Here is an 11,720-nt window from a genome sequence, read left to right as displayed (position 1 = left end):
GGCCGTCGTCATCGGCGGCGGGTTCGGCGGACTCCTCGCCGGGGCCCGGCTGCGGCAGGCCGGCGTCGATTCCGTCCGTGTGATCGAGAAGGGCGGCGACTTCGGCGGCACCTGGTACTGGAACCGCTACCCCGGCATCCACTGCGACATCGAGTCGTACATCTACCTGCCGCTGCTGGAGGAACTCGGCTACGTCCCGCGGTGGAAGTACGCACCCGGCGAGGAGATCCGGCAGCACACCCGCGCCATCGGACGCCATTTCGACCTCTACCGCGACGCCTGCTTCCAGACCGTCGCCACCGAACTGCGCTGGGACGACACCGAGTCGGAGTGGATCGTCGCCACCGACCGCGGCGACCGGATGCGCGCCCGGTACGTCGTGGTCTCCAGCGGCACGCTCAGCCGGCCCAAACTCCCCGGCATCCCCGGCATCGAGACCTTCGAGGGCCACACCTTCCACACCAGCCGCTGGGACTACGCCTACACGGGCGGCGACGCGAACGGCGGCCTGACCGGGCTCGCCGACAAGCGCGTGGCCGTCATCGGCACCGGCGCGACCGCCATCCAGATCGTCCCGCACCTCGGGGCGGACGCGGCCCACGTCTTCGTCTTCCAGCGCACGCCCTCGACCGTCGACGTACGCGGCAACGGGCCCACCGACCCCGAGTGGGCCAGGACGCTGACCCCCGGCTGGCAGTGGCGGCGCATGGACAACTTCCTCAGGACCGTCACCGGAGTCCGCGTTGACGAGGACCTGGTGAACGACGCCTGGACGTCCAGCGCCCGCCTCCAGGAGAAGCTCATCCCGACCAGCGCCTACGCGGACGTCCCGCCCGAGGAGCGGGAGAAGGCGTACGAACTCGCCGACTTCCAGAAGATGAACGAGCTGCGCGCCCGCGTGGACGCGATCGTGGAGGACCCGGAGACCGCCGAGAAGCTCAAGCCCTGGTACCGCTACATGTGCAAGCGGCCCACCTTCAGCGACACCTACCTCCAGACGTTCAACCGCCCCAACGTCACGCTCGTCGACACGGCCGACAGCCACGGCGTGGAGCGGATCACCGAGAAGGCCGTCGTGGTGGGCGGCGTCGCGTACGAGGTCGACTGCGTCATCTTCGCCACCGGCTTCGAGGTGGGCGTCTCCGGGCTGCTGTCCGGCCGGCTCCCCGCGTACGGCCGGGGCGGCGTCGGCCTGCTGGAGACCTGGATGAAGGCGGGCCCGAGGACCCTCCACGGCTTCTACAGCCACGGCTTCCCGAACCTCTTCCAGCTGGGTCCCCTGCAGAACGCCAGCGCCGTCAACTACGTCCACATCCTCGACCAGCAGTCCCTGCACGTCGGCGAGGTCGTCGCCGCGGCCCGCGCCCGCCGGGCCCGGTACGTCGAGCCGACCGCCGAGGCCGAGGCCGCCTGGGTCGCCACGATCCGCGAGAAGGCCGCCGACCTGCACACGTTCCAGGCCGAGTGCACCCCCGGCTACTACAACAACGAGGGCAGGCCCCGGGAGCGCAGCGAGTCGTACGGGGACGGCCCGGTCGCCTTCCACGAACTGCTCGCGAACTGGCGGGCCGACGGCGGCATGGACGACGTCCTCGTCGATGCCGAGCAGTGAGGCCGAGCAGTGAGAGGGGAGGGCGCATGACCACACGTCGGAGCCGGTACGACGGGAGGACCGGCGGGCCGCGGACCACCAGCGACCGCTGGCGGGCGCGGCGGCTCAACCCGCCCAGCCCGCTGTGGGGTTCCAACGGTGTCGCCTTCGGCCCCGACGGGCGGCTGTACGTGGCCCAGTTCCTCGCCGGGCAGATCAGCGCCGTCGACCCGGCCACCGGGGACGTCGAGGTCGTCGTCCCCATGGACGGCCCGGTGCAGACGCCGGACGACCTGGCCTTCGGCGCGGACGGCTCGATGTACATCGCGGACCTGGTTCCGGGGCGGGTGTGGCGCCGGAGCCCGGCGGGGGAGTACGGCCTCGTCTCCGAGGACGTGCGCAACCCCAACGGCATCACCTGTGTCGGGGACCGGCTCTTCGTCAACGAGATGACGGTGAACGGGCGGTTGCTGGAGCTGTTCCCGGACGGCCGTGACCCTGTGGTCCTCACCGACGGCCTCGCGCTCGGCAACGCGATGCAGCTCGGCCCGGACGGCCACCTGTACTACCCGCACATGATCACCGGTCAGGTCTGGCGGGTCCCGCCGGACGGCGGCACTCCCGAGGTGGTCGCCGAGGGTGTCCACGAACCGGTCGCCGTCCGCTTCGACCGGGGCGGTGTCCTGCACGTCCTGTCGCGCGGCGCGGAGGGCATCGTCACCCGCGTCGACCTGCACGGCACCGGCGGCCGCACCCTCGTCACCAGCGGGCTCAAGGGCCTGGACAACGCGGCGTTCGACGCCGAGAACCGCATGTTCGTCTCCAGCTTCGCCAGTGGCGGCATCACCGAACTGCACCCCGACGGCCGCACCCGCGCGCTCGTGCCCCGCGGCCTGGACGGTCCCTACGGGGTGACCGTCGACCTCGGCGGCACGGTGTACGTCGCCGACCACTACCGATTGGCGAGTCCGGCCGCGACGGACGAGGGCGAACCGGTCGGCGAACCCGGCGGGACGGGACCCGGCGAGACCGAACCCGGTGGGAACGGGCGCGGCGGTGTGCGGACGCACCTCCTGCTGCCCTTCGCGCACGGCATCGCCGCCGAGGGCCGACTGCTGCACCACACCTCGCAGTTCGGTGACGTACGGACCCACGACCTGGACACCGGCACCACACGGGAGCGGGTACGGGGACTGGACCGGCCCATCGGCATAGCCGTCGCACCGGACGGATCCCTCGTGGTCGCCGAGACGGGCGCGGGCCGGGTCGTCGCCGTCACCGACAGCGGTGACGACGGTGACGGTGGCGGTGGTGGTGGCGACGGCGGTGCCGGTTCGGTGACCGTGCTCGCCGAAGGGCTGGACCGGCCCACGGACGTGGCCTTCGACGCGCGGGGCCGCTGCTACGTCAGCGAGGAACGGCTCGGGTCGGTGCTCCGCCTCGACGGGCCCGGCGCCGTGGTCGTCGTGGCGGACGGGCTCGGCGCGCCCCAGGGACTGGCGGTCCTGGGCGACGAGTTGTTCGCGGTGGAGACCGAGCACCGGCGGCTGTGCGCGATCTCCCTGACGACGGGGGAGCGGCGCGTCGACGCCGAGGACCTCCCGGTGGGTCCGCCCCCGGGCGTCGTCCCCCCTACCGAGCCGGACCTGTTCGCGGCCGGTATGCCCGGTATGGCCCGCCGCTTCGCGGGGCTGGCCGCCGCCCCGGACGGCAGCCTGCTGCTGTCGGCCAACGGGGAGGGCACCGTACTGCGGCTGACCCCGAGGCCCACACCGACCTCGGCGAGGCCGGTGTGGGCCTCGGGGTCTCAGCCGGAGCGGTAGAGCGCCGTCAACAGCTCGATGGCCGCCTGGGCGGCGGGATGCGGGTCGTCCCGCCACCAGGCGAGCCGGACGGCGATCGGCTCGGCGTCGCGCACCGGCCGGTAGACGACACCGGGCCGCCGGTACTGATGCGCCGTGGACTCCGGGGTCACCCCGACGGTGCGGCCGGTGGCGATCGCGGTGAGCCACTCGTCCACGTCGTGGGTCTCCTCCGTCGCCGGCCGGGAGCCCGGCGGCCACAGCTCGGCGGTGGTCGTACCCGTCCTGCGGTCCACCAGCAGGGTGCGCCCGCCCAGGTCGGCGAGGCGGACCGAGCGGCGGCGGGCCAGCGGATCGTCGGCGGCCATCGCGCACATCCGCCGCTCCAGGCCCACGATGGCCGACTCGAACCGGCGGTCGTCCAGGGCCCTGCGGACCACCGCGAGATCGCAGGCGCCCTCCGCGAGCCCGGCCGTCGCGGAGTTGACCCGGACGAGCCGCAGTTCCGTCTCCGGGTGCGTGGCGTCCCAGCGCCGCTGGAAGTCCAGTGTGTGTCGGCCGAGCGCCGACCAGGCGTACCCCATACGCAGCCGGACCTGGCCCGACGTTGCCTCCCGGACCAGATCGTCGACCTCGCCGAGCACCCGCCGGGCGTGCGACACCACCCGCGACCCGGTCGGCGTGGGCGTCACCGCACGGGACGTGCGCCGCAGCAGCCTCACCCCGAGGGCCCGTTCGAGGGAGGCGAGGGTGCGGGACACCGCGGCCTGGGACACACCGAGCGCGATCGCGGCATCCGTGAACGTGCCCTCGTCGACGATCGCGACGAGACAGCGGAGCTGACGCAGCTCGACATCGGGAACCGTCGACGACGGGGCCGCGCGCCCACGGTCATCCATCCGTCCGGGGTCATCCATCTGTCCGGGGTCATCCATGCGTCCAGCGTATAGATCGCCAAGCCTATGCATTTTGCGCAACCGCCGCCTCGCCGCACGATCGGCGCATGAGTGCCGTTCCCACCACCGCCGCAGCCCCGATCACGCCGCTCCCCGAGCCCGCTGCCGCGCGGCCGGCCGGGATCGCCACCATGATCGGCAGCGGCCTGTCCAACCAGATGGGCGCCGCGCTCGGGGCGCTGGCCTTCCCGGTGCTCGGGCCCGTCGGGGTCGTGGCGATACGCCAGTACGTCGCCGCCCTCGCCCTTCTGGCCGTAGGCCGACCGCGGCTGCGGTCGTTCACGGCGGAGCAGTGGCGGCCCGTGGCGCTGCTCGCGGTGGTCCTCGGAACGATGAACCTGTCGCTGTACACCGCGATCGACAGGGTCGGCCTGGGTCTCGCGGTCACCCTGGAGTTCCTCGGCCCGCTCGCCGTCGCCCTGGCCGCCTCGCGGCGCCGTGTGGACGCGGTGTGCGCGGTGGTCGCCGGCACGGGCGTGGTCACGCTGATGCGTCCCCGGCCGTCCGCCGACCATCTCGGCATGGGCCTCGGTCTGCTCGCCGCCGTCTGCTGGGCCTCGTACATCCTGCTCAACCGCACCGTCGGCCGCCGGGTCCCCGGTGCGCAGGGCACCGCGGCCGCCGCCGCGCTCTCGGCACTAATCTTCCTTCCCGTCGGCGCGGTCGTGATGGCTCGTCAGCCCCCGACCGCCGGGGCGGTGGGGTACGCCGTCGCCGCCGGGATCCTCGCCTCGGCCGTCCCCTACCTCGCGGACGTGTTCACCCTGCGCCGCGTCTCCGCCCAGGCGTTCGGGCTGTTCATGAGCGTCAACCCGGCCCTGGCCGCCCTGGTCGGCCGGATCGTGCTCGGCCAGCACCTGGGCGTCGTCGAATGGTCGGCCATCGGCGCGATCGTCACCGCGAACGCCCTGAGCATCCTTGCTCCCCGTCGCTGAAGCGGTCCGGACGCACGAAGTCCAGCCCGTCGAAGGTCTGCTTGCCGAGCGCCTCGTGGGCGGCGATGTGGCCGTAGCCGGTCGCCATCTTGAAGCCCTTCCCGGAGAATCCGGTGGCGCAGTAGATCCTGCTGTTCTCGTCCAGCCAGCCGATGAGGGGATGTTTGTCCTCGGTGAAGAGGTCGGGGAAGGCGTCGGAGCGCGCGATGGTGGGGATCAGGCCGGGGAAGAATTCGGTGACGGTCTCGGTGACCTTCTCGATTTCCTCCCGGGCGAGTTCTCTGGGCACGGAGTCCGGGTCGGGGGTCGCCCTCGCGCGCCCCTTCATCGGTGCGTCCACGGATGCCTTGACCGTCACACCGTCGACGGCGGGTGCGCCGTACAGGGAGCGATCGTCGTACTGTCGGCTGAAGACGGGGAAGTTCTCCGGTGAGAACTGTGTGCCGTCCTGGGCGATGAACCAGGTCAGGACGAGCCGATGGATCTCCGTGACGGCCTTGAGGTGGTCGGGCATGAGCCTGCGGGACCAGCCGCCCGAGGCGACGATGACCTTCTCGAACGTCCAGGTTCTGTCGCCCGAGGTGACGACCACGCCGTCTTCGGTTTCGGTGATGCTGTCGACAGGGGTGTTCTGAAGGACGGTGGCGCCGCCCGCCCGGGCCGCCGCGACGGCGGCGCTGACGGCGCGGTCGGTGCGCAGAAAACCGGCGTGGGGGTCATAGATCGCGCAGTCGTCGGGGCGGAGGTTGTACTGGGGGTAGCGCTCCGCTATCTCCTGCCGGTCGAGGACGCGGTGCTCGGCTCCGGTGATGCGCGCTGTCTCCAGGAGGCTGTTGATGAAGCGGCTGTTCGCTGTCCCAATGGTGAGGCCCCCGGTGGGAGTGAAGATCTCCTGCCCGGTTTCCGCCTCGAGCTCGGCCCAGAGATCGCGGGAGCGTTCCATGATGGGGTAGTAGTCGGGCTTCCCGAAGTAGATCATCCGGAACAGGCGGGTGTCCCCGCCCACGGCACTGCGGCCGTGGGCGGGGGTGGCGGCCTCGAAGCCCACGACCGAGTCGGACAGCCGGGATGCCTGCCACAGGGCCATGCTTCCGATGCTGCCCAAGCCGATGACGGCGAGTCGCGCGTCCATGAGAGCAGTTTCCTTTCCTTGTTCGTGAAGGCCGGTCTCTACTCGTGGAGTCCGGCGAGCCTGCTGCCGAACCTGGCCAGGAGTGAGGTCTTGCCGGAGTTCCTGCGCTCCTCCCACCGGTCGGCGACACCGAAGAGCCGGTACATGGCGTGAACACCCAGCCAGCGAAAGGGTTCCGGCTCCCACTTCCGTGCCCGGTAGCCGACCCAGGGGAGGGTGGTCCGTTCGGTTTCCCTCTCGAAGGCGAGCTCCGCGAGGGTCCTGCCGCCGACATAGGCTGCCGTGACCCCGTGTCCCGCGTAGCCGGTGGACGATCCGATCCCGGATGCCGGGTCCCAGAGCACGCCGCCGTTCCAGTCCCGCGTGACGCCCAGGACTCCCGACCAGGCGTGATCCACCTCGAAGGGGATGCCCGGGAAGAAGGTACTGAGCTTGTGCGAGATCAGGTCGATGGTGGACCGGGCGGTCGCACCGGCTCCTCCCGTACCGGACCCGAAGCGGTAGGGGACACCACGGCCCCCCATGGCGATACGGCCGTCCGCCGTCCGCTGGGCGTAGATGAAGGTGTGTGCGGAGTCGTTGAGGCACTGGGGCCCGTCCCAGCCGATCTGGTGCCAGGCCTCCTCCGGCAGGGGCTTGGTCACGATCATCGAGGAGTTGACCGGGATCAGGGTCCGGCTGCCCAACAGCTGTCCCGAATAGCCCTCGGTGCAGATGAACGTCCTGGCCGCGGTGACACGTCCGCCGGCCAACGTGAGCGTTCTGCCGCCGACCCTGTCCACTCGGCTGCCCTCGTAGATCCTCACCCCCATGGAGGTCAGGGTGTCGGCGAGGCCGTAGACGAGTTTCGCGGGATGGATCCGCGCGCAGTGCTTGTAGAAGAGCCCGCCGTGGACGGTGGAGATGTTGATCGTGGACTGGAACTCGTCCCGGTCGAGCAGGTGGACTTCGTCGTCGGTCAGCCCGTACTTCAGGTCGGCATCACGTCTGGCCACCAGCCGGCCCAGCCCCGCCCGAGTGTGGGCGGCGACGAGTGCGCCGCCCTTGTGCTGATCCGCGTCGATGCCCTCGGCCTGGAGGATGTCCAGGACGGAGTCGACGCCGGCGACGAATTCCTGCTGCAGTGCCCGGCTCGCCGCCAGTCCTCCGCCGACGCGGGCGAAGGCGGCACGGTTTCCCGGGGGCATGGCCGAGAGCCAGCCACCGTTGCGTCCCGATGCGCCGTAGCCCACCTGCTCGGCCTCGAAGACGGCGACCGAGAGCGACGGTTCGAGCTTCTTGGCGAAGTACGCCGCCCAGAGGCCGGTGTAGCCGCCGCCGACGATGGCCACGTCGACGGAGTCCTGGCCGGTGAAACGCGGGAACGAGGGCCTGCTGTCGGCCAGTTGGGCCACCCAGAAGCCGAGCTCTCCGTTTCGTGGTGGTGCCGCGAGGGCGTTCATGGTGTGTCCTTCTTCTGGGTTCACAGCCGTACTGCTCATGACCGGTTCACCGCGCCGCGCCACAGTGCGGATGACGGCAGTTCTCCGCTCGGGCTCAGGCGTCAGGGACGCGGGAGGCCGAAGAGGACGGGGAGGTCGGCGATGTCGGTGATCCGCTCGTAGCCGAGCCAGTGCTCGTCGTGCTCCCAGCCGCGGTCCATGTACACCTTGTTCTCGATGCCCATGATCGCCGCAGAGCGATGGTCGTACATCGGGCTCGCGGAGACGTGCACGAGCTCGTCGGGTGTCACGCCGAGCTTGTCGAACATGTAGTCGAACGCGCCGAGTCGCGGCTTGTAGATGCCCATCTCCTCGGCGCTGATGACGACCTCGAATGGGGCCTTCAGGTTCTCCGAGAGGCGCTTGGCATGCGCGGTGTCGCTGTTGGTGATGATGACCAGCGGGACCTCTTCGGCCAGGCGGTTCAGGGCCTCGGTGACACCGGGGTACGGGCCCCAGGTGGGGATGGTCTCGTACACCGCCCGCGCGTCTTCCTCGCGGTACTCGACTCCGACCTTGCGCGAGGTGCGTTCCATGGAGCGGGCGACGACCTGGTGGAACGGCTGGTACGCCCCCGTGCACTCGTCGATCCGGTACGCCTTGCAGATCCTCAGGTAGTCGTCGGCGACCTCGGCCGGCAGTCGGTCGCCCAGAACCTCACGCATCGCGTCGTTGATGCTGAACTTGATCAGCGTTCCGTTCATGTCGAACGTCACGAACTTGGGCTTGGCATCGAATCCCACGGGGTCCTCCTCGTGCTTCAGTGGAGCAGTGTGATGCGTGGTCGATTGTCGACCATTTCGCTGGTCGATTGTCGACCATTCGTTCCTCGGCTGTCAATGGGCCCCGTGTCACTTGTGCTCAGGGGTCCCGCGCCAGGGCGACCGGCTTGAGGTGTTGACGTCAAATCGGCGGGGGTATAGTCGACAAACGACCAGGTGGTGGCGTGAGTAGGGGAGGACGACGGGGTGGACCACAAGTTCGAGTGGCAGGAGCAGCGGACGACGACGCCGGACGGTGTCTACCGCACGCTGCGTGCCGCCATCCTCGATGGCAGCGTCCCTCCTGGTGGCCAGCTGCGCGAGGCGCACATCGCCACGGACCTGGGGATCAGCCGATCCCCGCTGCGTGAGGCGCTGACCAAGCTGGAGGAAGAAGGGCTCGTCGTCAAGATCCCTTACCGTGGCGCGTTCGTCGTGGAGGTCAGCGCTCGCGAGGTCGCCGAGATCGACTCGGTCCGGCTGCACGTCGAACCGTACGCCGCCGAGCTCTCGGCCGAAGCGCTGCGCGGTGCCGAGCGGCCTCAGCTGCTGCAGACCGTCGAGGATCTGCGCCGGGCCATGGAGAAGGACGACATCCCGGCCAGCATCGACGCGCACCTCCGCTTCCACCGGCTCTTCTACGACCTCTCGGGCCATGGCGTCCTTCAGGGCATGTGGAACGGCTGGGAGACCAAGCTGCGCCTCTACCTCAGCGTCGATCACCGCACGTACAGCGACAACCCGCAGCAACTGGTCGTCGAGCACGAGAGGTTGGCCACGGTCGCCCTGGAAGGCGACACCGACGCGTTCCGCCAGGAGCTGGCCGCCCACTTCCCCATGGCGCTGCGCGCCCGGACGGGAGATCACGGGGAACGTGCGCCCCGCCACGTATGAGGTCACGCCCCCTGCGTGAAGCGCCCGAACCGCCCTTGCTGTCGTGACGCTGCAGAGCGGTCCCGGGCGGCCCTGAGCCGTACGCTCGGTTGGGCCACCCCATTCGGCAGGCCGGGCGCGGGCCCCATCAATCGGCGCGGCTCGGCGCGGCTCGGTGTGGCCTGCTGATTCGCGGACCTTCGGCGGTGCCGGCCCCCGACGTCCCGTAACTGCCGGTCCGTCGATCGGTCACCGCCCTGAGGGCGCCTCACCTCCCTCTTCTCCCTCTTTGCCGTGCGGACAGGTGCGCTCCAGCGCATGTTCCGAGGCCGCATCCGGGCGTTGAACTCTGTATTGACAGTGCTCCGCGGGCAGCCATATGGTCGACAAACGACAATAGGTGGCGGTTTTAAGCCACGATATGGCGCTTTGTCGCCCCTGCTGCTCGAGGAGAGAGCCGAGTGCAGATGATCAAGATTTATGTGAAACAGGTACGGGTCACCAACCGTGGTGGTCTGTTCGCCGTGCCGTCCGCGGCGGTGACGCGATGAGCCAGTCCGTGACGTCGGCGGCGAGCACCGGTTCGGCCTCCGCTCGGCTTCAGGCCCTGGGCCTCGCCCTTCCCGAACTCGCCGACAACCCGTACTACGTGCACCACCGGTCGGTGGACTCCAGCATCTACATCTCGGGCCAACTGCCCTACAAGGACGGCTGGCTGCTGGGTCAGGGCATAGTCGGCCGGGACGTCGAGCTGGAGACGGCGCGGTCCCTGGCCCGCCATGCCGCGCTCAACGCTCTCGCCGCCGCTGTGCAGGCGGTGGGCGATCTGGACCGGGTCCGGATCGTGCAGATGCTGGTCTTCGTCGCCAGCACGCCGGACTTCGGACAGCAGTCGAACGTCGCCAACGCGGCCAGCGACCTGCTCATCGAGGTGCTGGGCGAGAACGGACGGCACGCCCGGACCGCGATCGGTGTCGCCGGGCTGCCGCTCAACAGCCCTGTAGAGATCCAGATGGTGTGCACCGCCGTCCCGAGGAGGGCAGCGTGAACCGGCTGCAACGAGCACTCGACGCTCTGGTCGAGCGGATCGACACCCCCGCGCCGATCGTGCTGGTCGACGTCATGCAGGGCAACATCGACCGCGTCCAGGGCTTCGCCGACCAGCACAACCTCAAGGTCAGGCCGCACGTCAAGACACACAAATGCGTGGAGATCGGCCGACGCCAGATCGAGGCGGGCGCGGTCGGGATCACCGCGGGAAACGTCGGTGAGGCCGAGGTCTTCGCAGCGGCCGGGTTCGACGACATCTTCCTCGCCTACCCGATCTGGGCCGCGGGATCGAAGAAGCCCCGGATCCGCCGGCTCGCCGAGTCCGCCCGGCTGCGGGTCGGCGTCGACAACGTCGCGGCGATCGAGGCTCTCGCCGACGCGATGGGAGACGAACCGGACCGGCTGCGGGTCGTGATCGAGGTCGACTGCGGCGCCCGTCGTTCCGGGGCGCCGCCCGAGGCCGTGGGTGATCTCGCGCTCGCCGCACGCAAACGCGGTCTGGTGCCTGCGGGCGTCTTCACCTATCCCGGTCACGGTGGCGCCGACCGGGACGCTCGCCGACGCGCCGCGCAGGATCAGGAAGCCACGCTCACCGCCGCGGTACGCAGCCTCGAAGGCGTCGGGGTCACCGCGGAGGTGGTCAGCGCGGGCTCCACTCCCACCCTCGAGTTCTCCACCAGCAGCGTGATCACCGAGATCCGTCCCGGCGAGTATGTCTTCGGTGATCTGAACAACGCCCGGCTGGGCTCCTGCACGGAGGACCAGATCGCGCTGTTCGTCGCCGGCACCGTGGTCAGCGACTGGGTCCCCGGCCAGGTCATCCTCGACGTGGGCAACAAGGTCCTCAGCAAGGAAGGCAGCCCCGAGATCGGCTACGGCGGCATCGCCGGCACGAAAGCGGTCCTGTCCAAGGTCAACGAGTACCACGGGTTCCTCCCGCTGCCGGACGGTGAGTTCCGCCCCAGCGTCGGCAGCGTCGTACCGGTCGTGCCGAACCATGTCTGCCCGGTCGTTCTCGGCTTCGAGGAACTCATCGTCACCGACAGCACGGGCACGTCGCTGGAGCGCTGGCCCGTCGACGCCCGCGGATTCCTCAACTGACCGGCATGGGACGTGACCCTGTTCTCTTATACACATCT

General features: G+C 70.0%; 10 protein-coding genes. 6 read left to right on the top strand and 4 right to left on the bottom strand.

Annotated elements, in window-relative coordinates; translation table 11 throughout:
- Together AOK15_RS35630 and AOK15_RS35625 are read left to right on the top strand one after the other, a co-directional pair.
- The coding region (locus AOK15_RS35630; protein ID WP_055522530.1) for a flavin-containing monooxygenase at nucleotides 1–1,612 on the top strand (1,612 nt) is incomplete at its 5' end.
- Between the two features lie 26 nt (nucleotides 1,613–1,638).
- Nucleotides 1,639–3,414 (top strand): hypothetical protein, encoded by a 1,776-nt coding sequence (locus tag AOK15_RS35625; RefSeq protein WP_055522528.1) that lies wholly within the window; start codon nucleotides 1,639–1,641, stop codon nucleotides 3,412–3,414.
- On the opposite strand, the gene AOK15_RS35620 is transcribed toward AOK15_RS35625, so the two are convergent.
- Nucleotides 3,399–4,292, bottom strand: a complete 894-nt coding sequence (locus AOK15_RS35620; protein WP_055522527.1) for a LysR family transcriptional regulator — start codon at nucleotides 4,290–4,292, stop codon at nucleotides 3,399–3,401. The genes AOK15_RS35625 and AOK15_RS35620 overlap by 16 nt on opposite strands.
- 104 nt (nucleotides 4,293–4,396) lie before the next feature.
- Between AOK15_RS35620 and AOK15_RS35615 the strand changes: the two genes are divergently transcribed.
- Complete coding sequence (locus tag AOK15_RS35615; RefSeq protein ID WP_079058892.1) at nucleotides 4,397–5,284, top strand: EamA family transporter; 888 nt, start codon at nucleotides 4,397–4,399, stop codon at nucleotides 5,282–5,284.
- On the opposite strand, the gene solA is transcribed toward AOK15_RS35615, so the two are convergent.
- The 3 genes from solA to AOK15_RS35600 form a co-directional block, all read right to left on the bottom strand.
- On the bottom strand, nucleotides 5,244–6,416 hold the full coding sequence (gene solA / locus AOK15_RS35610; RefSeq protein ID WP_055522524.1) for an N-methyl-L-tryptophan oxidase: 1,173 nt from the start codon (nucleotides 6,414–6,416) through the stop codon (nucleotides 5,244–5,246). The genes AOK15_RS35615 and solA overlap by 41 nt on opposite strands.
- Nucleotides 6,417–6,454: 38 nt before the next feature.
- Nucleotides 6,455–7,858, bottom strand: a complete 1,404-nt coding sequence (locus AOK15_RS35605) for an NAD(P)/FAD-dependent oxidoreductase (protein ID WP_055522522.1) — start codon at nucleotides 7,856–7,858, stop codon at nucleotides 6,455–6,457.
- 101 nt (nucleotides 7,859–7,959) lie between these two features.
- The gene (locus AOK15_RS35600) at nucleotides 7,960–8,640 is read right to left on the bottom strand and encodes a haloacid dehalogenase type II (protein ID WP_055522521.1); all 681 of its coding nucleotides are present in this window, start codon (nucleotides 8,638–8,640) and stop codon (nucleotides 7,960–7,962) included.
- Between the two features lie 225 nt (nucleotides 8,641–8,865).
- On the opposite strand from AOK15_RS35600, the gene AOK15_RS35595 reads away from it, so the two are divergent.
- The 3 genes from AOK15_RS35595 to AOK15_RS35585 all read left to right on the top strand — a co-directional run bounded on the left by AOK15_RS35595 (nucleotide 8,866) and on the right by AOK15_RS35585 (nucleotide 11,682).
- Nucleotides 8,866–9,552 (top strand): GntR family transcriptional regulator, encoded by a 687-nt coding sequence (locus AOK15_RS35595; RefSeq protein ID WP_055522519.1) that lies wholly within the window; start codon nucleotides 8,866–8,868, stop codon nucleotides 9,550–9,552.
- Between the two features lie 526 nt (nucleotides 9,553–10,078).
- Entirely contained in the window at nucleotides 10,079–10,579 is a 501-nt protein-coding gene (locus tag AOK15_RS35590; RefSeq protein WP_055522517.1) for a RidA family protein, read from the top strand.
- A complete protein-coding gene (locus AOK15_RS35585; RefSeq protein WP_055522515.1) occupies nucleotides 10,576–11,682 on the top strand; it encodes an alanine racemase in 1,107 nt (368 codons plus the stop codon). Before AOK15_RS35590 ends, AOK15_RS35585 begins: the two co-directional genes overlap by 4 nt.
- Nucleotides 11,683–11,720 lie beyond the last annotated feature (38 nt).

It is taken from the genome of Streptomyces ossamyceticus (assembly GCF_001418475.1).
GTDB lineage: Bacteria > Actinomycetota > Actinomycetes > Streptomycetales > Streptomycetaceae > Streptomyces > Streptomyces ossamyceticus.
The sequence above is the reverse complement of the archived record's forward strand: the minus strand, read 5'-3'. Positions and strand labels throughout refer to the sequence as shown.

Coding starts and splice junctions, on each gene's coding strand:
- AOK15_RS35625 (WP_055522528.1), top strand. CDS start 1,639: ATGACCACACGTCGGAGCCGGTACGACGGGAGGACCGGCGGGCCGCGG.
- AOK15_RS35620 (WP_055522527.1), bottom strand. CDS start 4,292: ATGGATGACCGTGGGCGCGCGGCCCCGTCGTCGACGGTTCCCGATGTC.
- AOK15_RS35615 (WP_079058892.1), top strand. CDS start 4,397: ATGAGTGCCGTTCCCACCACCGCCGCAGCCCCGATCACGCCGCTCCCC.
- solA (WP_055522524.1), bottom strand. CDS start 6,416: ATGGACGCGCGACTCGCCGTCATCGGCTTGGGCAGCATCGGAAGCATG.
- AOK15_RS35605 (WP_055522522.1), bottom strand. CDS start 7,858: ATGAACGCCCTCGCGGCACCACCACGAAACGGAGAGCTCGGCTTCTGG.
- AOK15_RS35590 (WP_055522517.1), top strand. CDS start 10,079: ATGAGCCAGTCCGTGACGTCGGCGGCGAGCACCGGTTCGGCCTCCGCT.